Below are 25449 nucleotides of genomic sequence, written 5' to 3'. Positions count from 1 at the left end.
TCGACGTTATGGCTACAGCCTCAGGCCAACAGTAGTACACTGTTGGCATCGTTAATATTTATCAGTAAAAGCTCTATGGCCATATCTACTGCCCAGTTTCTGGATTTCTTTGGCGTTGCGGTGTTTGCCGTGGCAGGTGCGCTAACTGCCATCCAAAAACGTTTTGATATTTTTGGCGTCATCGTTGTTGCCTTGATTACCGCGTTGGGCGGCGGTACCCTACGTGACGTCTCTCTAGATGCGCACCCGGTGATATGGATAGCCAATACATCCTATTTAATCACCGGCATTGGCGCCGCAGTGGTAACCTTTTTAGTCGCTCGTTGGATTGATATTCCACAGCGCACTTTGGCTGTTTGTGATGCCATCGGGTTGGCTTTTTTTGCGGTAGCCGGTATGCAAAAGGCGGTGGCCTTGGGGCATTCTGGTGAAATTGCGCTGTTAATGGGGGTGATGACGGGGGTGGCAGGGGGCATATTACGTGATGTGTTGTGTAATGACGTACCCTTGATTTTTCACCGAGAAATCTACGCCACTGCGGTAATTGCCGGCGGCGTGGTATTTTTGATTTTACGCAGCTGGGGTTGGCTGGCGCAGTGGTATGCCCTGGCGGCCATGTTGGTGATTTTAGTGTTACGGCTTAGTGCGATATTCTTAGGGTTGAGTTTGCCGCAATGGATGTTTAGCCGCTCCAAAGGATCGCGCCTGTGATTGTTTGCAAAATGGCTTTTTTTAATGCGGCTTAGCCGCTGGGTTAAGAAACTCTGTGGCGCGTCTGCCCTTTAAAAATAGCCTTTAACCCAATCTAAATTCGCCAATTAAACGTTTTAGGTTTTCCGCTTGCTCGGCGTTATCCTTAGCATTAATTAAAATCTGTTCACTTCCGCTAGCGGCCTGCAACGCCTTATCATTAACGTTGTTTATGTTACGGCTGATTTCTTCCGATACCGCCTGTTGTTGGTCAGAAGCGCAGGCAATTTGTTGCGTCAGGCCATTGAGCTGCATCACCGCCGTTGAAATTTCGGTCAGGGCTTCTTTTAGCCTTGAAGTATTCTCTAAGGCACTGATGGATTCTGCTACACAGGTCTGCATAGAATCGGAGGCTTTAGAGCTTGAATCCTGAAATAATTGAATAGTGTTTTCTATCTCTGAAGTGGACTGTTGTGTGCGTTGAGCCAAAGTTCTGACTTCATCTGCAACCACAGCGAAACCTCGGCCTTGCTCACCAGCTCGGGCGGCTTCGATTGCGGCATTTAGAGCGAGCAGGTTGGTTTGCTCCGCCACATTTTTTATCACCGCTAGTAGCGAACTGATGTCGTTACTGCGATCGCGAAGCTGTTTAACATGATTGTTGGTGACATTAATTTCCTCTCCTAGCTGTTGCATAGTGGTCAACGTCGTGTTCACTAGTTGGCTGCCCGAGGTAGTTATTTCACCTACATGTGATGCTGTAATTGCTACATCGTTCGTGTTCCGCGCTACCTCTTCGGCGGATGAGGCCATTTCTACCACCGCTGACGCAATCTGAGTGGTTTCCATTCCCTGGGCTTTTAACGCAGTTTGGTTTTGATGCACCGCGGCCGCAGTATCGCTGGCGCGAGCACTCAGTTGCTCGCTGGAATCGAGGCACAACCGCAACGCATTGGCAATGGATTCCACCATGTTATTAAAGCGCTTGGCAATTATGCCGAGTTCATCCGAGCTCACTACTTGCGCCCTAACTGACAGGTCTCTGTCGCTATCTGCACTGGCCATTGCTTTCGATAAAGTATTGAATTGGCGTTTGATCTTATCGCAAATGGTATAGCTAACACCCACCACTGCAGCAATGATCCCAGCGGCTAGCACCAGGGTGATTGTTAACTGGCTGTAAGCGCTACTGGTAGTCTTTTGTGCCGCTTGTAATATTTGGTCAGTCAGTGCGTCTTCTACCAATTTTAATTGGTTAATTCTTTGTGTGGCAGCGTTAAACCAGTCTATTGCGCGTACGTTGAAATTACCGTCGTTGGCTTTGCTAAAGGCGATATCACGGTATCGTTCTACCTCTTTTACCGCAGGTATTTGCATGGCTTCAGAAAAAAGCTGCTGGTTGGCGGAGTTGGTAATTTTTAAAAAAGTGCTGCTATAAGCATTTTGTTCGGTGACCAAGGCAATAAACTTGCGGTGCATGTTAGGGGCGAAACCGTCCGCGGCAAAAGTATTGCTCAGTACCGCACGCTCAATGCCGGCGCGTTCTTTCGCTTGTAAAAAGTTATAGTAAGCCAGTAGATCTTGCCCATTACTTGCAGACTGGGTTTCTTTGGCTGCGGTCAGTGGCGCATCCAATAGCAGGCTGTTGAGTTTGGTGTAGAAGCCAATGGCAATAGGCGTGGCGACACTTACCGCTGAAATTTGCTTGCGAGTGTTGGCCAGCTCATTGAGTTGTTCATCGGCTTTTTGTAATAGAGATAGGGCTTGCGAGTCATCAATGCTGTCGCCGTTTTTTGCCAGGAAGTCGGCACGCTGCTGCAATGCATGGTCAGCGTCTGTACGTTGCTTTTGCAAAGCAGTCTGTAGGTTGTTGGTGTCGTTACCGGCATTAGCGGCGCCTAAAAAGCCCGCGGTTAAGCCCCGTTCTTTCTGTAACTCGTGTACTAGAGCACTGTTCTTCGCCGAAAGCTCCACCAGCAAGGCGACATCTTTTGCGCTGCTGGCCGTGCTTAACTTGCCCGAAGCAATGGATAAGGTAAAAAAGATCAGGCCCAATACCGGCGTTAAAACGAGTGCCAACAATTTTTGTGTGAAAGACAACTGGCTCATGGTGCTTAAATTGTTCCTATCTGTCAGGGATTGGGTTGCTTAATTTATTCCCCTTCGTCCTGAAGTGGTATATCGCCGTATCGCGGTGCTCGCAGAGAGTTGCAGGTTGATATAGCCAACGTTGGCGTGCTTTTGTCTGGGGCGCTAAATAGGTGTTCGACCAACCGTTGGTTTTTTAAAGGCCAGCCAATGAAAAAACGGCGGCGGTTTCCACACGGTAGGTTAATTAGACGAAATCGCGTGGTTACCGGCGTCAATACTGCTGTCGGAGCTAATCAACAAATTGCTGGTGTTTGTGTGTGTGTGATGTTTTAACTGCCAAAAGTAAGGAGTACAATCCTTGCAGCTAATGCGCATCCAGCACCGATGTGCCAGCCAGTTTGGGTGTTTAACATACGTGATGCTTTTACTATAGACGGAGCGTTTAACCTAGGTGCGGCGATTATATAAAAAGATGGTTTGGCTGAGGTTACAAAACCCCAACCACCGCGATAGACTCATCAGCCGTAGGGTTACTGCGTGAGTAAACCAATAAAAACCATTTATAAAAGTGAGAATTGTGTGACAAAAGTGTTACGAACCATGGCTTCAGACCATCAACAAGAGTTGGCAATGCGCGGCCTATGTCAGTCCGTGCTGGAAGGCCCGCAAGTGGTGATAAGCATCAATGAGATCGCCAATAATCGCGATAACGACAATCTAAGTGGCACGCTGGCCATCGAATTGTGGGCTCTAAAGAAACCGTACGAGGGAGGAGAGTTCCAGGGGCAGGTGTTGGCCTCTACTACCATCGGCGAGTTGCAAGGGCAGCATTGTTTGTCTAACTGCCGCTATCAACTGAATTACCAGCCGGCGGAGTTTGTCCAGGCAGAGGTTTGTTTAATGCTGCGCGAATGGGCCGGTGACGAAGGTTACGTTACCCAGGACTACGTTACTCTGTCGGTGGAGTCGAGCTCCAACGATGACACCGCCAACCCAAACGAGAGCGCGATCAGCTATGCTGAACTGGCCGGGCAGTATGCTGAGGCATCTGAAGATAGTAAAGAGACGGCCGGGACGGTAAGTAAAGTGTCTATCAACAGTGGCAGCTACGAAGATTTGCACGCCGTTAAAGGCATTAACAAGAAGTTGGCGCAAAGAATTATTGCCGGCAGGCCTTATCGTAAAAAGAAAGCCTTGTTGCAGTTGCCTGCCATCAATAAAAAGAAGTTTAAAAAGATAAAACCCAAATTAAGAAAATAGTTCAATACTCCGGCCTTACTTTTAGTAAGGCCGGTGCATGCGTTACCAACTAAACTGCGCTTCCACAAACGCAGCGCGTGGGCTACCAGGGAAGTAGCGATCGCCGGTAAAGCCAGAGTAATCGGCGCGGTCGGCGTAGCGCTTGTCTGTTAAATTGACTACCCGCGTCCGCAGGGTGATCGCATCCGATAGCTCATAGTGGCCCCGCAAATTTATAATGTCGTGGCCGGAATAACGGTGATCGTTCGCAGGGTCAGTAAAGTAACTGCCCATATGCTGCCACTGTACACTTAAACCCAGTTGAGTGTTGAGTTCCCAATGTACGCTGGCGTTACCAAAATGTTTTGGAGCCGTGTCGACATAATTGCCTTTCACGATGCCAGATTCAGTATCGTTGTGGTCGTAGGTATGTTTGGCTTGGGTTGCGGCCAGCGCGACACGCCACTGTTCACTCAATTGCGCTGACAGCGCCAGTTCTATACCGCGGTGACGGGTTTTACCTGCGGCGATGGTAAAGAAATCGCTGTTGCGATAAATCACATTATCTTTGCGCATATCGTAGGCGCTAAGCTCAAGCCGCAGGCCAGCACTTTGCCAACGGTAGCCCAACTCAATACTTTGTAATTCTTCAGGGTCTAAATCGGTAATCTGTTGCTCTCGCTGCAAACGATACAATTCCACTGCCTGTGGCGCTCTAAAGCCTTGCGCCAAGGCCAAAAATACACGTTGCTGATCGTCAATTTGATAACTGACGTCGAGGTTAGGGCTTAGGTTGGAAAACGAATCGGTACTGTCGGCCGGTCGGCTGTAGCGGCAACCGCCAAATCCACATTCGGTGCCGTCGTCCCGGGTGCGGCCGTCCAGCGTAAGATTATCGTAGTCGTATTGCATCCACTCATAACGAACGCCGGCAGACCAAGCCCATTGATCATTGAGCTGTTGCTTCCACAAAGCAAAGGGCGCAACTTGAATGGCTTCTACCTCGTAATCGTATTGAATACCCGCTGGAATAGTCGCCACCAAAAACGCGGAGCCTTGTGTTGCTTGGGCTTGGCTTTGTTTTAGCCAGCCGTCCACATATTCAGCATCCAAGCCTAGGATAAACTGGCTGTTGTCTTGTTTTATTTTGTAGGAAGTCTGTACGCCCAAGCTCTTTTGGCCGTTTTCTTCCAGTGGCGTGCCAGGCAAAAAGTGCTGTAAAAAAGCCATGTCACTGTAGCGAAGATAAGGAGTCACTTGCCAGCTTCGATCGCTCTCCTGGCTACTCAATTGAGTCCACAGGCGCACGGCTTTGGCGTCGCGATAGGCCTCGGGGTTAGGGTTGCTTTCGACAATATCCTTATCCTTGTAGGCGTCTGTGCCCACAATGTAGCCGGCGGTTTCTTGGTTTAAGTTGACCGCCGTTAAGCCCGTTAGGGTGTTGATATCACCCAGGGCTTGCTGGTGTTTAAGGGTGAGCTTTTGTTCGTCCACGCCGTAATCGTCACGGAACCCCTGGTCTGTGGTGCCGGTAAAAAACACGGCCGTGGAATCGTTACCGGCACTTATTTTTGTGCGGTAGTAGTCCAAACTGCCCACTTCTACGGCTACGCTGTTATCCGCAGCGTTCGGGGTTACCACATTGATTACGCCATGTAGGGCATTGGAGCCAAAGAGCGCCGACGAGGGGCCGCGAATCACTTCAATGCGCTGGGCCTGCTGCCAGTTGGATTCAAACAATTCATTAACATTGCAAAAACCGGCCGGCCGCAGGGCAATGCCATCTTCCGCCATCAGCACACTACCGCAGGCTCCAGCGCCACTTAGAACCGGTGAGCGCACGGCGGGCAGGTATTCCTGGCCACTGTTGCGGTGCAGGTTCACCCCGGGTAGCGCCGCCAAGCTTTCTTGAATATGGGTGGCGGCGGTTTCGGCAAGAGCGTCGCTGTCGATGATGGATACACTGCCGGCGAAGTTGCTAGTGGTGGTTTCGTAACGCTGGGCCGTGACAAAAATTTCATCCAGGCTGCCTTTTGCTAATGCGGGTTGTTGAGTTGATGAAATGAGACCAACTAAGATTGCGGTTTTATAAATACGGGCGTTTTTCATGATTATAAGGTACTACTGTGTGCGAATGTGTGTGGTTCGGGCGCGATTTTACCTGCAACGGGTCGGCTAGGTAACCACTAGACTCGGGAAACTGTCCCAGAGCCTGTGGGGAAATCACCCTGCGTTGCGATCTAGCGGTAGTGGAGGAGAGTGCGGGGCTTTGCTAAAGGCAGGCCCCGTGGGTGTATTAAGACGGGCGTTACTTAAGCAGATTGCGAGCGATAATCATGCGTTGTACTTCGCTGGTGCCTTCATAAATAGAGGTGATGCGCACATCCCGGGCCATGCGCTCCAGCGGATATTCACGCACATAGCCGTTGCCCCCTAGTAGCTGCAGGCCGGTGTAGCAGGCGCGGTTAGCAGCTTCACTGGCGTAGAGCTTAGCCATGGAGGCGGCTTGGGCATAGTCGCCGCCAGCCTCTTTAATGCCGGCCGCCTGCATTAACAGCAGTCGTGCCGCTTCCATTTCAGTAAAACCATCGGCCAGCATCCACTGCAAACCCTGAAAATTGGCCAGCGGTTGGCCAAATTGCTCGCGTTCTTTAATGTAGTCTCGGGCGTATTCCAGAGCAGCCTTGCCAATGCCCAGTGCCAGTGAGCCAATGCCGATGCGACCTCCTGCCAATTCGCCTAATGCTACTTGATAACCACGGTTTAACTCACCCATCAGAGCGCTGTCTGGAATGCGGCAATCGTCGAAGAAAACGGTGTTGGTTTTAGAGCCTTTCTGGCCCATTTTGTGTTCCGCCGAACCGATGGTAATGCCCGCAGTTTCTCGCTCTACCAAAAAGCAAGAAATGCCCTTGCCACGGGGCGCATCGGGGTCGGTTACCGCCCAAACCACAAACACGCCGGCAAACTCAGCGCTGGTGATGTACACCTTACCGCCGTTGAGAACCCAATCATCACCGTCTTTTACTGCGCGTGTTTTCATGGCTGATGGGTCGGAGCCGGCGTTGGACTCGGTTAAGCAAAAACCGGCAGCCGGGTAGCTGCCCGAACATATAAGCGGCAAATAGCGTTGTTTCTGCTGTTCGTTGGCCACGGATTGAATCACCTCCGCCACCATATTGGTTACCGATACAGTCACTGCGGTGGAAGCGCAAGCCTTGGCCAGCTCGGTAATTACCAAGCTGAATGCCGTAGTACCCACACCAGAGCCGCCGTATTCTGGATCAACGTTTAAGCCCATAAACCCAAGCTCCGCCAAGCTTTTCAAATTGTTAAAAAATACGGATTCGGCAGCCGCAACACCCGCGTCTAGTGCCTCGGCGTTAGCGGCCAGTTCTTTGCTCGCAAACTCCCGCGCCGTGTCCTGGATCAGGATATGTTCTTCGGTGAGGGCAAAATTCATGGCGACTCCTTTTGGCTTTCTATTACTTTTAGCGCTGCGGTAGGCCACTTCGGCCCGCCACATCTAATGTACGGTCTTATCGTTCGGCTGGATGCGCTCAATTGAACAGCATTGTTGACTAAATTGTGGGGCGCATTGTACCCTTGAATGCATGGATTAGCACCCCGTACTCGCCAATTCAATTGAGCGAAGGGTGCCCATCAAGAGTGCGGTAGCCAGGCTTATGGCCCGCCTGTTTTGGTAGATAACAATAAAACCCAGTCGACGGAGCCTATGCGGTCTAGTAGAGACCAGCACGTCTAATCGGCCTAGCCGTTGTCTGGATAAATCTCGGAGCCCGTTCACCATGAATTTTGACCTGACCGATGACCAGCGCATGATGCTGGAGTCTTTCGCCCGTTACTTAGACGAAAACAGCAGCACAGAAAAAGTCCGCGCAGCGGCCGAAACCCAGGGGTTCGATGCCGTCATGTGGCGTGGTTTGGCCGAGCTCGGGGCATTTTGCTTGCGAGTACCGGAAGACCAGGGCGGCTTGGGCTTAGGCGTGATGGATGCGGCTGTATTAATGGAAGAAGTTGGCAGAACCATTGCTGCCGGCCCCGTGGCTGAAACCTTGGTAGCGGCGAGGGTGTTAGCCCTACTGGCGGCCAGTGATCAAGCCGAGTTGTTAGAACAAATTTTCACGGGCGAAACCGTTACCTCTATCGCCTATGCCGATATTTCTGCCCAGCCAAAACAGTGGGTAGCCGGCGGCGCCGTAGCCCAAGCGGTAATCGCCCGAAAGGGCAACCAAGTAGTTTTGGTAAGCGTTCCCCAGGGCGCCGTACAGTGTGAACCAACCATGGCAGATAACGCCATCGCCGAGCTGGATTTCGCAAACTTAGAATCCATTGTTTTAGGCGAAGGCGATAAGGCGACGAAGGTGTTTGCCCAGGGCTTGGAAGAGTGGAAGTTGCTGATGTCGGTGGCGCTGTCTGGTCTTTCCCGTGAGGCTATCCGTTTGGCCTCGGTATACGCTTGTGAGCGAGAGGCATTTGGCCAGCTGATTGGCGCCTACCAAGGCATTTCCCACCCCTTGGCCGATTTGATTGTCGATGTGGATGGCGGCAAATATTTAACCTGGCGGGCAATTCACGATATCAGCAAGGGCATTGACGATGCCGGTGCGCAAATTTCCATGGCGTTATGGTGGACGGCGGATACCGCTGCCCGCGCGGTGACCCAATCGTTGCACACCTTTGGTGGCTACGGTTTGGCCACCGAATACGATATTCACCTATACAACCTGCGCGCTAAGGTTTGGCCATTGGTGTACGGCGACCCAAGCCGAGTGTTGGAGGAAGCCGGTCGGCGTTTGTACGCTGGTGAAGCAGTGGCCTTGCCAGATGTTGGCCAAGTGGATATCGACTTTGACCTGGGCGACGAGGCCAACGCCATGGCGAAGGAATTAGACGATTTATTCAATCGCATTTTAACGCCGGAGTTGCGCGCCAAAGCCCATTACTCTTTTGATGGCTTCGATGCCGGTGTACACAAAACTCTAGCGGAACATAAATTCTTGTTCCCTGAGTGGCCAAAAGACAGCGGTGGCCGCGAGGCAGAACCCTACGTGATTAACGCGTTGCGCAGCGTGTGGGAAAGCCACGGTTGGACCAGCCACCCAGTGAGTACCACAGGCATGGTGGGCACCATGATTCGCAAGTGTGGTAACGACGAACTAAAGCAAGATGTGCTGCCTAAAATTATTGCCGGTGAAGCCATCTGTAGCTTGGGCTATTCCGAGCCTGGTTGTGGTTCAGACGTGTTCGCGGCGAAAACCAAAGCCACCCCCGATGGTGACGGCTGGTGGCGCATTGATGGCTCTAAGATGTGGACCAGTGGTGCCAATATTGCCCACTACGTACTTATGCTGGTGCGTACTAATCCGGATGTGCCTAAGCACAAAGGCTTAACCATGTTTGTTGTGCCAATGGATTCCGAAGGCATCGAAGTGCAGGCTGTGCATACCTTCCAGGATGAACGAACCAATATTACCTACTACGATGGCGTGCGTGTACCAGATAAATATCGCCTGGGTGAAGTGGATGGCGGGTTAAAAGTGATGTCGGCTGCATTGGCGCTGGAACACGGTGGCGGTTTTATGAAAAGCCAACAGGCGTTATTTGAGTCCGCCGAGCAGATGTGCGCAGAAATAACCTACCAAGGCAAGCCGCTTATCCAGGATGTGGATGCACAAAAGCGTCTGGCCAGAACACGCGCCCACACCTACATTGCTGAAATGCTGGGCGACCGAGCCTTGTGGGTTGGCGTTACCGGTAAAGAAAGCAAAGCCTACGGGCCGATGACAAAAATGTTTTCATCTGAGAAATTCCAATCCGATGCACGGGATTTGCTCGACCTGACCGCGCCTTACTCGCTATCAAAACGAGACGGTGCCGCAGGTGAACTTAACCTCGCCTATCGACATGCCCACGGTACTACCATATACGGTGGTACCAGTGAAGTTCACCGCAGTATGATCGCCGAGAAAGCTCTGGGCTTACCGCGAACGCGTGGATAAAAAGGAGAATAACAATGACCGATGCTCCCCATTTATTGGTAGAACAGCAGGGCGCTATTCTTATTTGCACCCTTAATCGACCGGAGAAGCTCAACGCGCTGAGCGGCGAAACCATGCGCCTGTTTGAAGAGGCGGTGCACGAGTTAAGAGACAACATTGAGCTAAAAGTTATGTTGATTCGCGCCACCGGTCGCTATTTTTGTGCCGGTGCAGATCTAAGTGATAGCTCACCGGAGGCGAAAAAGATATTGCGCACCGGCGTGGAAATTCGAGAACGGCACCGTTTGCAACTGCATGGTATGCATCGTATTTACGATGAGATGGAGCACGTAGAAAAACCCATCGTCGTGGCCCACCAGGGCCCCTGCGTTGGCGGTGGCCTAGAAATGTCCATGTCTTGCGATTTCCGGTTGGCGGCTAAGAGCGCCAGCTACGCCTTCCCAGAGGGTAAGTTTGGTGTATTGCCCGCGTCCAATGGTGTAAGCCGTTTAACACGATTGGTTGGCCCGCACTGGGCTCGCTATTTAATTATGGCTAACAAGCCCGCAGACGCTGATCGCGCACTGATGATGGGCTTGGCCCATGAAGTGTTTAGCGATGAAACCTTTGAAGACGACGTTATGGATTTCTGCCGTCATTTAGCCGAGCAGCACGGCGAACAGATGGGCGCGGCAAAATTGGCCATAGAGTTATGTCACGAGCTTGGTCGAGACCAAGCCCGCAATATAGAACGTATGGCCAATAGTACGTTGATGCTCAACCCTAACTACATTGCCGGTATCGAAAAATACATGAAAAACTTCGCCGGCAAAGACAATAAAGAATAACCTGAGACGGTAAATCTATGGATTTTAATTGGACTGCCCAACAGCAGGCGTTTCGGGAAACCATTCGCACTGTATTGGCAAAACATCTGCCTGAGGACTGGGAACACGTGGCCCATGGCCCAGCCTCCAAAGAACAAACCGCCTTCGCAAAGCAGTTCTGCGCAGCGCTAGCAGAGGAAGGGTTGCTGGTGCCGCATTGGCCTAAAGCCTGGGGGGGGCGCGATGCCGACCCTTGGGAGGCGTTTATTTTAGCCGAAGAAATGTGGATGGCGGGCGAGCCGCGTGGCGGTCAGTATATGAATGTCAACTGGATTGGCCCCACGTTGATGTTGTACGGCACCGACGAGCAAAAAGAAAAGCACATCTTACCCATGGCGCGGGGTGAAACCCTTTGGTGCCAGGGGTTCTCTGAGCCAGAGTCCGGCTCGGATTTAGCCTCGTTGCGTACCCGAGCCAACAAACACGGTGACGTCTACAAAATTAATGGTCAAAAAATCTGGACGTCCTACGCTGGTGACGCCGATACCTGTTTTTGTTTGGCACGTACTTCCGATGGTAAAAATGGTATTTCTATTTTTCTAATACCCATGGATACTCCGGGGATCACCGTGCGAGATATTCCCAGTATTATCGGTGAGGGCGATATTCACGAAGTCTTTTTTGACGATGTCGAAGTGAATCAACGCTGGCGCCTGGGCGAAGAAGGCCAAGCCTGGGAGATCGTTGGCCGAGCGTTGTCCATGGAGCGCGTGGGTATCCCGCGTTTTTCTTTGGCCTCTAAAACATTAAAAGACGCCATTCGACTCCTGAAACAAGCAAACCGCTTCAGCGCCGGTGTGGTGGAGCAAGCCGCCAAGGCTCACGCGGCCTGCGAAGCGGCGCGTTGGTACAGTTATCAGATTATCGATCAGCGAGCGAAGAATTTAACCACCGGGCCTGAGGCCAGCGTTGGTCGATTCTCTACCGTCATTTGCGAGCGTTTGGTGTCGGAATTTGTGGTGGAGCATGTGCCAGAAGCCATCAGTGGCGTACACCCCATGTTATTGGCCCACCATCAGCGCGGCATTGTTGCCGGTATCGCATCGGGTGCCGCCGAGATCCAACTCAATATTATCGCTACGCAGTTTTTAGAATTACCCAGGGAGCCGCGCTAATGGACTTAACGTTAAACGAAGATCAGTTAGCGGTGGCCGGAGCCATTGATAAATTGGCCGAGCAATTTGCCAGCTCCCCGGTGGATTTTCACGGCTTTGCGTTGGTGAGTGAAACCCTACAGCAAGAGCTGGAAGAGGGCGGTTACTTTGACATTGCCGCGGTGCCAGAAATGGGGCCCTTGTCCGCCGCCGATGCCATCTACCGTTTAGCACAGCTGCCGTATACCGCCGAGGTGGCTCTTTCCATGTTGGTGGGGCCGGTGCTGGATGAGTTGGCGTTGCCGGTTGAAATACAACGTCCTTTCACTGTCATCGATAACCAGCGGCCTGGCCGTTTTGCCGCCACAGCAAAAACACTTATTTTTGTCGATGGCGAAAAAGTTGGCGTTGCCAGTAGCGATCAACCTGACCAAAAACTTGCCGAACCACTGCCAGATTCGCTTTATGCCTATCCAATGGCTCGCATTCCTGAAACCCCTAATATTCACTGGTTAAACGACAGCGACGCCCAGCGAGTGCAAGCGGCGTTGCGCGTTGCTACGGCGGCGGAAATGGCCGGTTTAATTCAGGCTGCTATCACTACAACTGTTGAACATGTCAGCGTGCGCAAGCAATTTGGCCACCCTATTGGCACTTTCCAAGCTTTGCGGCATCGGTTAAGTGAATGCGCGGTACTGGCCGGTGGCGTGCGCTGGTTGGCATTTAAAGCGGCTTGGTCCAGTGACGCCGGCGACGCTGCCTTGGCGTTACTGCACGCCCAAGAAAGCGCTACCCGCGTAATTTACGATGTGCATCAAATGAGCGGTGCCATGGGCATGACCCTAGAAATGGATTTGCACCTTTGGACCTATCGTCTGAAAGCGCTGATGAGTGAATTAGGCGGCCGAGCGGGCAATGCCCAGGCCGTGGGCGAGGCTTGTTTTAGCTCGTTGTAATTGGCCGATCATTAAGGTGAAGTTTTTATAAAATGGCAGAGACAAAAACAATAACGCAAGAACAACTGCTGGCCGAAGGCTGGCAGTGCTTCGATAATTTGGCGGGCTTTACGGTAAGTGTCGGCCCCTTGTGGCGTAAGTTTAATGAGCAAGGTCACCCAATAGCCATGGGCATTTTTGTCACCGAAGCACAGACTAATAATCACATTGGTACGCTTCACGGCGGCGCTTTGATGACCTTTGCCGATATGGCCTTAGGTTCTTCAGTGGTGGCCAGCCTGGGGGAGGAGCGTTTTAAAGCGGTAACCACGGCTTTAAATACACAGTTTGTTTCTGTTGCTAAAGTTGGTGATTTTGTTTTTTGTGAGCCAGAAATCGTTAGTCAAAAGAAAAAGCTGTTATTTGTGCGAGGCGTTATTCAAACCAACGAGCGGGTGATCGGTAACTGCGATGGTATTTGGAGTGTTTTGAGTTAACCGCTAAAAAATTATAGTTTGTTCGGACACATTGATTGTCGTTATTTAAACAGTAATTATTCGACTGTTTAATTGTCTATTAAATCGGTTTGCACGAATCGGCACACTTTACGTTGGTGAGAAATCGATCTCACGTAAAAGATCTAGCTTGCGAATAGTGCCCAATTTCTTCTGATGTTTGGCTGTACATTTTCCACCGTTACACACGGTAGTAATTGCAGTTATTTAAAACATTAGGAGTCGCACAATGAAAAAAATGAACAGGCGCGGGTTTGTCAAGTCGGGTTTGGCTGCGGGAGCGGCGGCAAGCGCATTTAGTACAGGTTTGGCCAAGGCTCAATGGCTAGCCCCCACTCTGTATACCTATCGCAGAAGCGTGGTGATTGGATCGGGTTTTGGTGGCTCGGTGGCAGCACTTCGTCTCGGCGAAGCGGGCATCGCAACAGCATTAATAGAGCGTGGCAAAAGCTGGCAATATCAAGGTGAAGATACCTTTCCGTTGGTGGCCGCAGCCGCCACCGAAGCCGATGGCCGAACCACTTGGTTGGGTGACATGGATGGAGCCACCGGCCAATATCCGGTTTCGAAATACACCGGAATGCTGGAGCGCATTCAGGGTGACACCGTTCCCTCTGTGGTGGGTGCAGGTTTGGGGGGCGGTTCTCTGGTGTACGGCGGTGTGTTATTGCAGCCGCGAAGAGATATCTTTAACGAAGTATTCCCGCAGTTAGATTACGACATGATGGACTCGGTTTATTATCCACGAGTTCTGGCAATGGTCAGCGGTGGTAAAATTCCGCGGGATATTTTGGAAAGCCCTAACTATGGTGCCGTAAGAACGTTCATTAATAATGCAGCCCAAGCGGGCTTCGATATTACCGAAAGTGACGTTGGTTTTAATTGGAATGTCATAAGACGAGAAATTAATGGCGAGATTTCTCCTTTTGCATCCATCGGCGAATATGTGTATGGCTGCAATAGCAATGCGAAAAATACACTGGATAAAAACTACATTGCCAACGCTAGAAGCACGGGGAATGTCAGTGTTCATCCTTTGCATAATGTGCAAACTATTGAGCAGGTATCGGATCGTTTGTTTCGCACCCATTGTGATGTGCTCAACGAATTTGGCGAATTACAGTATAAGCAGGTGTTTGTAAGCCGCTATGTTTTTCTCGCTGCTGGTGCCATTAATACAACTCGGCTGTTGTTAAAATCTAAAGCGCTTGGTGATCTATCAAATCTTAACGACGCCGTTGGCGAAGGTTTTGCTGGCAACGGTGATGAGTTAATGGGCCGGCTGATCTATCAGCCAGATATCAGTGCGATTCAAGGCGGACCGCCCTGTGTAGCGGCCCACGATTTAAACAACAGTATAAAGCCAGTCGGTTTTATGCATTCCCCCTCCAATGGCAGCCAGGGGTTGCCAGATGGCGTTAGAATGCAGTTGCACATGGCTATGAGTACCCCCAATGCCACGGGCAGTATCGGCTACGATGCCAATACGGATGGGGCCATTATTCAGTACCCATACGCCGACAATGAAATTGATCGCCAGGCCCATTACCAGAGCCTAAGTAAAATGCAGCATCTGGATAACGGCGTTATTCCCGGCTCTGCCATCGGTAGTTCTGCCGGAATTTGGCACCCATTAGGCGGTACCGTGATGGGGCAAGCCTGTGGTATGAATGGACAACTCAACGGCCTGCCAAATATATTTGTCGTAGATGGGGCATTGATGCCTGGATCCACGGCGGCGGCTAACCCATCGCTTACTATCGCCGCCAATGCAGAGCGCATTATGGAGCAAGTTATTCCAAGGCTTTCATAATATGGGCTTTTAAAGCAAAAAAGCAGTAACGAAGAAAAAACAAAGGGTTGCTGACCTTGGCAACCCTTTGCCATTGTTTTATAACAACGCTATAAAAAGCCATACAAGGCTGCGCTTTATTTTGCAGCTGGCAGTAAATCAATTAAGACCACGAACTCAATAAAGATCACGCTATGTCCCAAGATTCTTTTGAATGCCCTACCTATCGCACGCTTCTATTGGAGCGAAACGAAAGAGTATTAACCATCACGTTAAACCGGCCGGATAACCTTAACGCTGTAAATCTCGCTCTGCATGAAGAGTTGGCCGAGGTGTTTCACTTTGCCGCCACCGATAAGCACAGTGATTTGGTGGTAATAACCGGTGCTGGCAAAGCGTTTTCCGCCGGCGGCGATTTAGAGCATATTCAAAACAACGCCAATAACCCCGATTTATTTGATGAAGAAGTCCGCTTGGCCAAGCGAATTATTTTTGCCATGCTCGATTTAGACAAACCCTTGGTATGCCGGATGAATGGCCATGCCGTGGGTTTGGGGGCAACCGTAGCGCTGTTTTGCGATGTTATTTTTGCCTCAGAAAGAGCCAAAATTGGCGACCCACACGTGGCTGTGGGTTTAGTGGCCGGCGACGGTGGAGCGATTATTTGGCCGCAGTTGGTGGGCCTGTGCCGGGCTAAAGAGTACTTGTTGAGTGGCGAGTTACTCAGCGCGCAAAAAGCGGCGGAGATTGGCTTAATCAACCATTGCTTACCGGCTGAGCAATTAGATGAGGCGGTACAGGCTTACTGTTCCCGAGTGCTGGCTAACTCCACCAACGCCGTGCGTTGGACTAAAATATTGCTCAACCAAGAGCTGAAACGGGTAACGCACAGTTTGCTGGATACCGGCTTGGCCTATGAGGCAGTGAGCATGCGCCAGGCGGATCATCAGGCCGCAGTGGCGGCCATGCTGAAAAAAGAATAATAACCACGGCTGGGAGGATTCATGGCCGCCTATAAAATGGTCGTACTGAGTAATCCAAAACCTGGAAAGTACGAGGTCTGTGACCGCTGGTACCGCCAAACCCATCTGGACGATGTGGTTAAACTGCCCAGTTTTATCGCGGCCCAGCGTTTTACCCTGGCACACCCCATGGCCCAAAACGCGCCTTACCAGTTTATGGCGGTTTACGATATTGAAACCGACGACGTAGAGCGTAGCTTTAATGAGTTGGTGCAGGCATCCGAGGCCGGCCGCATGGTTATTTCAGACGACTTAGACCGTGACAACCTCTATGCCGCCATCTATGCCTGCGATGGCCGATTAGTGAAGCAGTTATAGCCCCCAAGGCGGGGGCTATAAAACTACTGCTTGTTCTCGTGTTGGTGTGGTTGGCTTTCCTCAGCTTTACCTTCCACTGCTTTATCTACCTTTGCTTTACGTTCCTCTTCGTCAGCGCTTTTATAGCGATCGAACCAGGCGATGACATTGCCGATCTTTTGAATCAACCGTGAGGGGCGAGACGCAATGCCGTGGGAGGCGCCGGGTATACGAACCATAGCGGCATCCACACCCTGTAAACGCAGGGCCTGGTAAAACTGCTCGGACTCGCTGATGGGCGTGCGGTAGTCGTCTTCACCGGTGAGCAGCAGGGTGGGGGTTTTCACGTTGCCCACTAACGATAACGGCGAATGCTGCCAAAGGTGGTCGGCGTTATCCCAGGGCATGCCAGGCATCCAGTACTGGGTAAAAAACGGGTAGGCGTCCGCCGTTAAGGCAAAACTCATCCAGTTAATGACCGGCTTAGCCACCACCGCAGCTTTGAAACGATCGGTTTTGCCGATACTCCACGCGGTTAACACGCCACCGCCGGAGCCGCCGGTGATAAACAGGTTGTCGCTATCCACCGAGCCCTGGGCAACCGCCGCATCTACCACATCCATCAAATCATCGTAGTCCGCCGAAGGGTAGTTGTGGTGAATTAAGTTGCCAAAGTCTTCGCCGTAGGAAGAACTGCCCCGGGGGTTAGACCAAACCACGGCGTAACCCTTGGCTGCCATTAGCTGGATTTCCATGGAAAAGTGTGGACCATAGGCAGCGTGTGGGCCGCCGTGGATCTCCAGCACCAATGGGTACTTTTGCTTAGGCTCGTAATTGGGTGGGTAGGCGATCCAGGCGTCGATAGGGCGCTGATCGACACTGCTGGTTACGCTGAGCTTTTTCACCTGGGCCAGGGTTTTGTGGCCAAGAGCATCGGCATTCAGCTGGGTAACCAGTTCGCCTTTGCCTTTTAACCCGTTACTCGCCCGCAGCAATGCCAAATCCGCAGGTTGTGTGGGAGTTGAGGCGGTGTAAGCAATGTCGCCGGCGGAACTCAGCGCAAAGTTACCGGAGGTGTAGGGCCGGCCCAAAGTGGTGCCGCCCAGTTGAGCTACCAGGGGGCTGAATTTTCCTTGGGTACTGACCTGGGCTAATTTCACCTGGCCGTGGTCCAGGTAAGAAATCACCAAACCATTATTGTTATCTTGCCATTGTAAATCGCCAATGGTGCGGTCTAAATCCGTCGTGAGTGTGCGCTCTTTGCCCGTTTCCAAATTAAGAAGCTTAAGCACATCGTTTTGGTAGGCCAGCTTGCGATCATTGGTGTGTAAAAACGCCAGCCACTTGCCATTAGGGCTGAGTTGAGGGTCGTTCTCAGGCCCTGGTGATTCCGTCACTGCGGTGAGCTCGCCGGTGTCGATGGCCAAGCGATAAATATTTTTTTCCAGCGGTTTTAAATCAAAGTTTTCTTCCAGCAGCGCCGTGATATACAGGGATTGATCGTCCGGGCTAAAGCTCAGTGGCCCCTCGTAGAGATAATTGCCCTGGGTAAGTTGTCGCGGCGTGCCGCCGGTGGCCGGCAGCAAGTAAACTTGATCAAAGCCGCTGGGCAAATAGCCTGCACCGTCAAAACGGTAGGTGGTTTGCTCTATGTATTTGGCTGTTTTGGCCCATTTTGCGCCCTCGGGCTTGCTGGGCATATCTGTAAAAAGACTGGGCGCTTTGGCCGGGGTAAACAGAGTAAAAGCCAGGGTTTGGCCATCGTTGGACCACACCACATTTTGCGGTGTTTCCGTTAGGTTGGTCAGTTTGGCGGTGTCGCCGGAGGCGAGATAGCGTACATATAACTGGCCTTTGGCAATATACGCCAACCGGCTACCATCCGGCGACAGCACCGGGCTGGCAATGGATTCATCCGCGGCCATTACGGGTAATGTGGCTTTGGTATCGAGGTTATACTGCCACAGGCTAGTGTGGGTACGATCGTGCATGATGTCTGCCGAGCGGCGCTGGTAATACAGGTGTTTGCCGTCCGGGCTAAAAAACGGGTGTGTGGCGTATTCTAAATTGAAGGTATCTTGGTAATCTAACAGGGCGGTAGGTTCTTCAGGCTCTGATTGTTGCGCCGCTTTAGCGTGCGCCCAGACCGGTTGTGACGTTAGCGCCAGTGCCAATACCAGAACCGAAGTCAATCGTGTAGGGGCTAGTAGAGCAGGGGCCGGTACTGCTATGCGTGCAAGTTTGCTTGCCATAGTTATCGTCTCTCATTCAGTTAGCCGTCGAGTACCTCTCTTGAACTCGGCCGGCGGTAGGTCTTATGGTGCTACTTAAACGTTTTAAATCTACACCTCCTTAATGGCGTGGGGCAAATTTGTGCGGCGGTGCAAACTTGGCCCTAATACCAGTGAAAAACAACGAGTGAAAAACAATGAGCGACAACAAGAACAGAAAATCGTAGGAGTGTTTTGCCATGGATATCGATTACCGAGAAGATGCACCTAGCTTAGAACAGGTATCCGCCACCGGCGGGCTACTGTTGTTGGAGTTTGGTGCGCCCTGGTGTGGCCATTGCCAAGCTGCCCAGCCTGCCATAGCTGAAGCTTTGGCATCTCATCCTGTAGAGCATTTACGAATCGCCGATGGTAAGGGTAAACCTTTGGGCCGCAGTTTTGGCGTAAAACTGTGGCCGACTCTGATCTTGCTCAGTAATGGCCAGGAGCAAGCGCGGGTTGTGAGGCCCACTAGCCAAGAAGATTTGGCGGCGCTATTCGCTTAAGCGCGCTATAAGATCGTAACGTTGCCTGTGGTCATCAGGTGCTGTTTTTGATCTAGTGCCGAGCCAGGGACTGCAACGTAACCCGCTCTAAGTCTTCGGGTTTGTCGCACTGCCAAAAACTGATACTCAAAGGGGCGATGGCCCCAGTAAAGCCGATGGCTGGGAAGTCATCCAGGGTGACCTTACCGCCGTTAAAGCGAAGCTTGCGATCGTTCAGCCTCACCTTGCGGCTGTACAAGTTTTTAGCGGTAAGCACATATCCGTGCTGAATATTCAGTAACTGCGTTAATGCGCCAGCCACCGTGACGGGACGGTCCTGTAGATTGATCAACAGTAACACCAAACCGTTGTCGCTTTTCGAGCTGTGTAAGTAGGCTCGTAAATGTGGCGCCTGGCTATCCAGTGCGTACACGGCTTGGCCCATCATTTGGCCCCACAACCAGCTTACCCAGTAATCTGGCCTGGGTTTCAGCGTTAACCGATCTACCAAGCCGTAGTCTCCGCCCACCAAGGATTGCCGCACCATCGCGCTCTGGCCGCAACGTGCGCCCATGCCCAACTGATCCGCCCACCAAAAACTGGATGCCCAGCGATCGGATAAATCCGGTTGGCCGCCGCATTGAGCTGAGCCAGATTCGCCGGTCCACACCTCCGCCTGGGGTTGATAGCGATCACGTAGTCGGCACAAACGCTGGCTGAAATTGCGAAAATCTTCAAATGAGGCTGGGTCTAGCATGCGGTGTAGCTGGGCGGCACGGGTACGCACCGGGCTGCGCTCGCTTTGGAAGGGGTAGTAATGCCAATCGATGATGTCGATGCGGGTTTTTAAATTTGATAAAAACTTGGGAGTGATGTTGGTGATGGGACGAATGGCTTCCCCTAATTTAGGCCAAAACGCACTGCCTGGGCCGCAAATTCGCGCCTTAGGGTAGAACTGTGCAATTAAGTCACAGAAACGGTCGTAATCTCGGGCCAAATTGATGGCTCTGGGTTGAGACATCAGCCCATGGAATGCCCAATAGGCATTGAGTTCGTTACCCAATTCGAACACATCAATGGCATAGCCTTGTTCGGCGCTGTAGCGCAACAGCTCACTTAATTCGTCGCCCTGCCAGCGTCCGTGGTGCTTGCGTTTAAACAGGCCGTATTTGCAGGTAAACATTAAACGCAGGTTGTTGCGTTTGGTAAAGCTGTGCAGGTTATCCCATTGTTTTTGAGTCAGAATGAGGGGGTCTTGCTCGTCATCTGGCGCATTAAAATAATGTATTTTATCCGCCTCTGAGCCACCAATCCGCAGGTAGGCCGGTGCCAGCAGTCGCACCAGTTTGTCCAACTTTTTTAAGTCCAGTTCCAATGGGGGGATTTTTAACGTACCCAGGCCGCGTTTTATTCCCAGTGAACCTTCCCACCAAAAGCCACCGGCCAGCACAGAGATGTCGATTGAGAACGACAAATAGCGTTCATCAATGTGAGCCACGGGCGATTGGTGTTGCAAAAAAAGTGAAATATTTTGGGGTGGGGCAGGCTTTTTTTTGGCGCGTAAACGCAGCAGCATTGCCCAGGGCTTGGGGTACTGCTTAAAGTACGAAACGCTCATTACAAGGCTATGGGCTCCCGGCCCAGGTTAACGCTGTCGGCGCAATAAAACACGAAAACGGTGACAGTTTTATGAATGGCTTGGCCGAAGCTTAGCAGTTAATCGGGGAATTGGGAGCTAAAAGTGGTGTTGGCAGATTTGCGCTTGTTAATCCAGAAACCGGTTAATGTCGGCAATAATTTGCGGCCAGAACTGGCTCTTTAGTGCGCGGCTAAAATAACCAAAGTGATCGATGCGTTTTACCTTAAGCTCTTTGGAATCCAGTTGCTGAATCTCTACCCCGGCGCTGGAGTGTACGTGGCGCCAAAAATTATCAATATTCTGGGGCGTGGCAATGGTGTCGTCACTGGCGTAGTAGACTTGGATAGGGAAATGAATGTCACAAAATAAGTCCGCCGGTAGCGTTTGGCCTCTGAATTGCGGATCAAAAAAATAATCTGGCTTACTGCACCAATCGCGCCATTGTGTTGCCACGCCGGTGGGTAAGTCCTCCATAATACCCAGTGACTTTGTCGCCACGTAGCCGCGCCAAGCGACGCTGGCCGGCATAAAAGCGTAAAAGTACCAATAGGCTTTTAGCCGGTAGGACAATGGCATATTGCCCGTATAACCCGACGAAGCGCCGATGCTGATTGCGCCCACAACGCCGGAATAATCCGGCATAAAGCCAAACTGTTGGCCGCCGGCGCTGTGGCCTAACAAAACCAGGGGCAACTCGGGGAACCGCTGTCTTAAATACTGCTTTACCGCTGGCATGTCTTGGCGGCCATAATCGGCGTATTGGTACTGGCACTGGCTTAGGTTCTCTTGGTAAATCTCGCTGCCGCGATAATCCCATAACGCGCAGATAAACCCCGCCTGGGCGATGTGAGAGAGAAAGTGGCGATACACTTTGGTGGGCGTTGCTGTGCCGCAACTGAATTGCACAACGGCGCGGGGCCGCTCAGGGATAAATAGCTCGCCTTGTAGGCTAACACCGTCTTCGCAGGTGGTGGAGAAGTGCTCTATGTTCATGGGCGCCGGCTGTAGTATTTCACATCGCTGTGATGCTACAGCAACCCACATTGGTCTCAATGGCTTTACTCACCAACTATTGCGGCAAAATCAACCACAAGCGGGGTGCTCCTGAACAGTACAGGTCATCTTTGTGTGGGGCCAAATGTAGGGGGAGGTTCTAATCGCAGGTGTAGCCGTGGGCTGTTAAGAAATCGCAGGCATCTTTCACCCCTTCCTTGGCCGCTTTTTTCAGCGGTTCCAGGGCCGCTTGGGGATCTGCAGTGGTGCCTCGGCCCTGATACAAAGCCTTGCCGTAATGGTAGCGCGCCCACTTGCCGTAACCCGCTTCATCGTCGATTTGTGCGCCACGTTTGACCAGTTCAAACGCTTTGGCGTCGGATTGCGGCACGCCGGTGCCGCTCTCGTGCATTTGGGCTAGCCAAATCATGGAATAAACATCGTCCCAGCGGTCAATGCAATCTTCAAAGATGGCGATGGCGGCGCCGTGGTCACCGCTTTTGGAGGCAACGTAACCGTACAGGCATTTCATTCGCTTATCGCTACCGATCATAGAGTCGTAGCTTAACTCGTTACCGGTGATCTCGGTGGTTTTCTCAGCCAGGGTAGGGTACGGCAACAGTGCTACTGCCACGGCCCATGCGAGATTGCAGAATTTCATGGTAGTGCCACAAGGTTTTTTGTTATTCGGATGCCTGTGACTCTAGGGAGTTTTCGGGTTTTAAAACATCCTACTTTGGAAGGAGTGAGCCCGTGGCAGCGGCTATGGGGCAGCATGTAAGCGCGGGTACTGGCCGGGATAAATGTCGATTTATGCCAGAGCGACCCCAGTAGGCGTTTTAAAAAAGTACCAGTGAAGCTGAAAAAAGTGAATGGCCCTTAGCGGGTGCTTACACCATAGTGCAGGCCTCAACAGCAAGGGGGGTAGGGCGCACCGCCACACTAGCCGGCAGTGTTTACAGTCTCTACTCCTGATACCACCACCCACAATAAATGACAAAAATGGGGTTATTCATGGATACCAATAAATCCACTTACTTTGTGTCAGTTGTCAGTGCATTATCCGCCGCGATTGCTTTTAGCCATCAGGCAGCCAGCCAGGAGGCCAGCCGGTCGAGTTTCACCTTAGAGGAGGTCACTGTTACCGCCCGTAAGGTTGAGGAAAACATGCAGGATGTGCCGGTATCGGTGTCTGCGTTTACCGCAGAGGGACTGGAGCGTCGTCAAATCAACAGCACCGCCGATATCGGTAAAGTTACGCCCAACCTGCAGTTCACCAACAATGCGCCCCTCGCCGGCAATAACAATTCCTCTGTAGTGTTTATTCGTGGTGTAGGCCAGGTGAGCGCGCGAGCCAATACTGACCCCGGCGTTGGTCTGTACATAGATGACGTGTACATGGGGCAGTCTGTGGGTGGATCCATGGAGATGCGTGATATCGCCGGTGTGCAGGTATTGCGCGGCCCCCAGGGCACTTTATTTGGCCGCAACACTATTGGTGGCGCCGTGCTTTTAAGTACCACCGAGCCCGGCGATGAATTTGGCGGCACACTTAAAGCAGGCCTGGGCGAGGACAACCTGCGCCAGGTATTTGGTGCCGTGGATTTACCGGTATCCGACAGCGTTAAAACGCGCTTTTCACTGGGTGCTAAGCAACAGGATGGCTATGTGGAGCGGGTTTCCGATGGCACCGACCTAGGCGATACCGACAACTATACGTTTACCGGTAAGGTAAATTTCTTCCCCACGGATACATTCAGCGCCAAGCTGAGCTTTGATTACACTGAAGCCGATGAAAACGGCTCGCCCATGGTATTTGCGGGCTATAACAACAATACCGATGTTAACCAGACCGGCCAGGCTGCCAACCCCGGTTGGTTTGGCGCCAACCAAAGTGTGGGCGCCGGCTGTAGCGACGCTTGGATTGCGCTGCCTGGGCCTCCCGGCCGACCGGTGGATACTGCTGTAGGCTCTGGCCTGGATATCAGTGGTCTGCTCACCGATGGCGGTGGCCCACGGGGTTATGTAGCGGAAAATACCGATACCAGTTGTATTAACAATCAGTGGGCAGCGGGCCCCTACGAGACCAATGGCACCTACGAAATCGAAAGTTCGTTGGAAAACTGGGGGGTTGCGGCCAAGTTTGAGTGGGATGTCACTGACAGTATTGTCTTAAAGTCCATCACCTCCTACCGCGAGTTGTCCTGGACCGGTAAGCGAGACGCCGACAATACGCCATTTACCATTTTGCACACCGATTTCGCCTCCGATGGCGACCAATTCAGCCAGGAGTTGCAACTTAACTTCCAGGGCGATTCCCTGAAAGCCGTGGCGGGTTTGTACTACTACGAGGAAGAAGTCACCGATATTCTCAGCGTGCAAGTGGGCGACAAAGGCGATGGCTTCAGTTGTGGTGAAGGCACCAACCGCTGCCATTTGGACAGCGACAACAATATTACCGATAACCAATCCTACGCAGCCTTTGGCCAGGTAACCTACGACTTTAACCATGCCCTAAGCGGTACCCTGGGTGTGCGTTACACCTCAGAAACCAAAGCATCGATACCAGATCAATTCGATTACGCCGACCCAACGGCAAAGTACCTGCCGGTACAGCGCTATGAAGCCGATTTCTCGGCTACTACGGTCTCTGCCAATCTTAGCTATGACGTCAATGACTTTACTATGGTCTACGCCAGCTATTCCGAAGGCTTCAAAGGTGGCGGCTGGAATTCCACCTTTAACTTTGCGCTCACCGAATCAGACCTAGAGGCCGGCCACCTGTTCAATCAGGAAGAGGTCACCAGTTACGAGCTGGGCTTTAAATCCGATGTCAGCAGTAATTTCCGCATTAATGGTGCGGTGTTTAGTTCAGATTACACCGACCTGCAATTCACCTACCGGGTATTTATTGCGCCGTGGTTCTTCAACGCCGGTAAAGCCTCCATTGACGGTGCCGAGCTGGAGTTCACTTGGATTCCATCGGATTCTTGGATTGTGGAAGGTGGCTTGGGTTATCTGGATACCAGTGTGGATGAAGCCGTGGCCATTGAAGTGCCAGGTCGGCCCGTGTCCAGCGGTGTTGCCCAGGGTAACCAATTGCCCTTCGCGCCAGAATTGCAAGGTAACCTCGGTATTGGTTACAACCTCGAGTTGGGGTCTTATCTGGTGTCTCCGCGGGTGGATATTACTTACAGCGATGCCGTCTACTTTGATGCCGCCAATACCTCGTCCATTGCGCAGTTAGACAGCTACACCACCTTAGATTTGTCGGTTGCGTTGGAAAACTACGATGCCGATTGGAAAATGGTGTTTGGAGTGAATAACGCCACCGATGAAGAATACATCACCTCCGGTAACTCTTCGCTGAGTTCGGGTTCGGGTTACGCCGAGGTGGCCTACGCTCGTCCCCGCGTAATCTTCGCCAACTTTACTTACCACTTTTGACTCTCTTAGCGGCCTGTAATGGGCCGCTCTTTTTACTAAGACAATGTTGAG

General features: G+C 51.8%; 19 protein-coding genes. 12 read left to right on the top strand and 7 right to left on the bottom strand.

Features of this window, described 5'->3' with window-relative positions; all coding sequences use genetic code 11:
* Positions 1-75: 75 nt before the first annotated feature.
* A complete protein-coding gene (locus ACGHM3_RS15335; RefSeq protein WP_345423014.1) occupies positions 76-711 on the top strand; it encodes a trimeric intracellular cation channel family protein in 636 nt (211 codons plus the stop codon).
* Between the two features lie 84 nt (positions 712-795).
* Here the strand turns inward: ACGHM3_RS15335 and ACGHM3_RS15330 are convergent, their stop codons facing one another.
* Positions 796-2799, bottom strand: coding sequence for a nitrate- and nitrite sensing domain-containing protein (locus ACGHM3_RS15330; protein WP_345423011.1), 2004 nt, complete (start codon positions 2797-2799; stop codon positions 796-798).
* A 561-nt stretch (positions 2800-3360) separates the two neighbouring features.
* On the opposite strand from ACGHM3_RS15330, the gene ACGHM3_RS15325 reads away from it, so the two are divergent.
* Entirely contained in the window at positions 3361-4041 is a 681-nt protein-coding gene (locus tag ACGHM3_RS15325; RefSeq protein WP_345423008.1) for a helix-hairpin-helix domain-containing protein, read from the top strand.
* Positions 4042-4083: 42 nt separating this feature from the next.
* Here the strand turns inward: ACGHM3_RS15325 and ACGHM3_RS15320 are convergent, their stop codons facing one another.
* On the bottom strand, positions 4084-6129 hold the full coding sequence (locus tag ACGHM3_RS15320; protein ID WP_345423005.1) for a TonB-dependent receptor: 2046 nt from the start codon (positions 6127-6129) through the stop codon (positions 4084-4086).
* 199 nt (positions 6130-6328) lie between these two features.
* The gene (locus tag ACGHM3_RS15315; RefSeq protein WP_345423002.1) at positions 6329-7483 is read right to left on the bottom strand and encodes an acyl-CoA dehydrogenase family protein; all 1155 of its coding nucleotides are present in this window, start codon (positions 7481-7483) and stop codon (positions 6329-6331) included.
* 346 nt (positions 7484-7829) lie between these two features.
* Between ACGHM3_RS15315 and ACGHM3_RS15310 the strand changes: the two genes are divergently transcribed.
* From ACGHM3_RS15310 to ACGHM3_RS15275, 8 genes are all read left to right on the top strand, one after another.
* Complete coding sequence (locus ACGHM3_RS15310) at positions 7830-10043, top strand: acyl-CoA dehydrogenase (RefSeq protein ID WP_345422999.1); 2214 nt, start codon at positions 7830-7832, stop codon at positions 10041-10043.
* A 14-nt stretch (positions 10044-10057) separates the two neighbouring features.
* The gene (locus tag ACGHM3_RS15305) at positions 10058-10870 is read left to right on the top strand and encodes an enoyl-CoA hydratase/isomerase family protein (RefSeq protein WP_345422996.1); all 813 of its coding nucleotides are present in this window, start codon (positions 10058-10060) and stop codon (positions 10868-10870) included.
* 17 nt (positions 10871-10887) lie between these two features.
* Positions 10888-12024, top strand: a complete 1137-nt coding sequence (locus ACGHM3_RS15300) for an acyl-CoA dehydrogenase family protein (protein ID WP_345422993.1) — start codon at positions 10888-10890, stop codon at positions 12022-12024.
* Complete coding sequence (locus tag ACGHM3_RS15295) at positions 12024-12959, top strand: acyl-CoA dehydrogenase family protein (RefSeq protein WP_345422990.1); 936 nt, start codon at positions 12024-12026, stop codon at positions 12957-12959. The genes ACGHM3_RS15300 and ACGHM3_RS15295 overlap by 1 nt, the downstream gene beginning before the upstream one ends.
* Positions 12960-12991: 32 nt before the next feature.
* Complete coding sequence (locus ACGHM3_RS15290) at positions 12992-13435, top strand: PaaI family thioesterase (protein WP_345422987.1); 444 nt, start codon at positions 12992-12994, stop codon at positions 13433-13435.
* A 247-nt stretch (positions 13436-13682) separates the two neighbouring features.
* Positions 13683-15266 carry a GMC family oxidoreductase N-terminal domain-containing protein gene (locus tag ACGHM3_RS15285; RefSeq protein WP_345422984.1) on the top strand — a complete coding sequence of 528 codons (1584 nt, stop codon included), beginning with the start codon at positions 13683-13685 and terminating at the stop codon, positions 15264-15266.
* Between the two features lie 173 nt (positions 15267-15439).
* Positions 15440-16228 carry an enoyl-CoA hydratase/isomerase family protein gene (locus ACGHM3_RS15280; protein ID WP_345422981.1) on the top strand — a complete coding sequence of 263 codons (789 nt, stop codon included), beginning with the start codon at positions 15440-15442 and terminating at the stop codon, positions 16226-16228.
* 21 nt (positions 16229-16249) lie between these two features.
* A complete protein-coding gene (locus ACGHM3_RS15275) occupies positions 16250-16585 on the top strand; it encodes a hypothetical protein (protein WP_345422978.1) in 336 nt (111 codons plus the stop codon).
* Between the two features lie 23 nt (positions 16586-16608).
* On the opposite strand, the gene ACGHM3_RS15270 is transcribed toward ACGHM3_RS15275, so the two are convergent.
* Positions 16609-18816: a S9 family peptidase gene (locus ACGHM3_RS15270; protein WP_345422975.1), complete on the bottom strand. Its 2208-nt coding sequence runs from the start codon at positions 18814-18816 to the stop codon at positions 16609-16611.
* A 218-nt stretch (positions 18817-19034) separates the two neighbouring features.
* On the opposite strand from ACGHM3_RS15270, the gene ACGHM3_RS15265 reads away from it, so the two are divergent.
* Positions 19035-19340 (top strand): thioredoxin family protein, encoded by a 306-nt coding sequence (locus ACGHM3_RS15265; RefSeq protein WP_345422972.1) that lies wholly within the window; start codon positions 19035-19037, stop codon positions 19338-19340.
* A gap of 52 nt (positions 19341-19392) precedes the next feature.
* Here ACGHM3_RS15265 and ACGHM3_RS15260 read toward each other — a convergent pair whose 3' ends face one another.
* The 3 genes from ACGHM3_RS15260 to ACGHM3_RS15250 all read right to left on the bottom strand — a co-directional run bounded on the left by ACGHM3_RS15260 (position 19393) and on the right by ACGHM3_RS15250 (position 22612).
* Complete coding sequence (locus tag ACGHM3_RS15260; RefSeq protein ID WP_345422969.1) at positions 19393-20937, bottom strand: glycoside hydrolase; 1545 nt, start codon at positions 20935-20937, stop codon at positions 19393-19395.
* 147 nt (positions 20938-21084) lie between these two features.
* A complete protein-coding gene (locus ACGHM3_RS15255; protein WP_345422966.1) occupies positions 21085-21951 on the bottom strand; it encodes a serine aminopeptidase domain-containing protein in 867 nt (288 codons plus the stop codon).
* 160 nt (positions 21952-22111) lie between these two features.
* Positions 22112-22612, bottom strand: a complete 501-nt coding sequence (locus ACGHM3_RS15250) for a hypothetical protein (RefSeq protein WP_345422963.1) — start codon at positions 22610-22612, stop codon at positions 22112-22114.
* A gap of 353 nt (positions 22613-22965) precedes the next feature.
* Here ACGHM3_RS15250 and ACGHM3_RS15245 point away from each other — a divergent pair, with 353 nt between their 5' ends.
* Positions 22966-25398 (top strand): TonB-dependent receptor, encoded by a 2433-nt coding sequence (locus ACGHM3_RS15245; protein WP_345422960.1) that lies wholly within the window; start codon positions 22966-22968, stop codon positions 25396-25398.
* The last annotated feature ends 51 nt before the right edge of the window (positions 25399-25449 follow it).

The sequence above is a fragment of the Halioxenophilus aromaticivorans genome (genome assembly GCF_042850945.1).
GTDB lineage: Bacteria > Pseudomonadota > Gammaproteobacteria > Pseudomonadales > Cellvibrionaceae > Halioxenophilus > Halioxenophilus aromaticivorans.
This window is presented reverse-complemented; position numbering and strand designations above follow the sequence as displayed.

Bases quoted from the DNA above. Each gene is read 5' to 3' on its own strand.
- ACGHM3_RS15305 (WP_345422996.1), top strand. From the start codon at position 10,058: ATGACCGATGCTCCCCATTTATTGGTAGAACAGCAGGGCGCTATTCTT.
- ACGHM3_RS15320 (WP_345423005.1), bottom strand. From the start codon at position 6,129: ATGAAAAACGCCCGTATTTATAAAACCGCAATCTTAGTTGGTCTCATT.
- ACGHM3_RS15290 (WP_345422987.1), top strand. From the start codon at position 12,992: ATGGCAGAGACAAAAACAATAACGCAAGAACAACTGCTGGCCGAAGGC.
- ACGHM3_RS15245 (WP_345422960.1), top strand. From the start codon at position 22,966: ATGGATACCAATAAATCCACTTACTTTGTGTCAGTTGTCAGTGCATTA.
- ACGHM3_RS15335 (WP_345423014.1), top strand. From the start codon at position 76: ATGGCCATATCTACTGCCCAGTTTCTGGATTTCTTTGGCGTTGCGGTG.
- ACGHM3_RS15280 (WP_345422981.1), top strand. From the start codon at position 15,440: ATGTCCCAAGATTCTTTTGAATGCCCTACCTATCGCACGCTTCTATTG.
- ACGHM3_RS15265 (WP_345422972.1), top strand. From the start codon at position 19,035: ATGGATATCGATTACCGAGAAGATGCACCTAGCTTAGAACAGGTATCC.
- ACGHM3_RS15295 (WP_345422990.1), top strand. From the start codon at position 12,024: ATGGACTTAACGTTAAACGAAGATCAGTTAGCGGTGGCCGGAGCCATT.
- ACGHM3_RS15285 (WP_345422984.1), top strand. From the start codon at position 13,683: ATGAAAAAAATGAACAGGCGCGGGTTTGTCAAGTCGGGTTTGGCTGCG.
- ACGHM3_RS15270 (WP_345422975.1), bottom strand. From the start codon at position 18,816: ATGGCAAGCAAACTTGCACGCATAGCAGTACCGGCCCCTGCTCTACTA.
- ACGHM3_RS15330 (WP_345423011.1), bottom strand. From the start codon at position 2,799: ATGAGCCAGTTGTCTTTCACACAAAAATTGTTGGCACTCGTTTTAACG.
- ACGHM3_RS15255 (WP_345422966.1), bottom strand. From the start codon at position 21,951: ATGAACATAGAGCACTTCTCCACCACCTGCGAAGACGGTGTTAGCCTA.
- ACGHM3_RS15315 (WP_345423002.1), bottom strand. From the start codon at position 7,483: ATGAATTTTGCCCTCACCGAAGAACATATCCTGATCCAGGACACGGCG.
- ACGHM3_RS15300 (WP_345422993.1), top strand. From the start codon at position 10,888: ATGGATTTTAATTGGACTGCCCAACAGCAGGCGTTTCGGGAAACCATT.
- ACGHM3_RS15250 (WP_345422963.1), bottom strand. From the start codon at position 22,612: ATGAAATTCTGCAATCTCGCATGGGCCGTGGCAGTAGCACTGTTGCCG.
- ACGHM3_RS15275 (WP_345422978.1), top strand. From the start codon at position 16,250: ATGGCCGCCTATAAAATGGTCGTACTGAGTAATCCAAAACCTGGAAAG.
- ACGHM3_RS15260 (WP_345422969.1), bottom strand. From the start codon at position 20,937: ATGAGCGTTTCGTACTTTAAGCAGTACCCCAAGCCCTGGGCAATGCTG.
- ACGHM3_RS15310 (WP_345422999.1), top strand. From the start codon at position 7,830: ATGAATTTTGACCTGACCGATGACCAGCGCATGATGCTGGAGTCTTTC.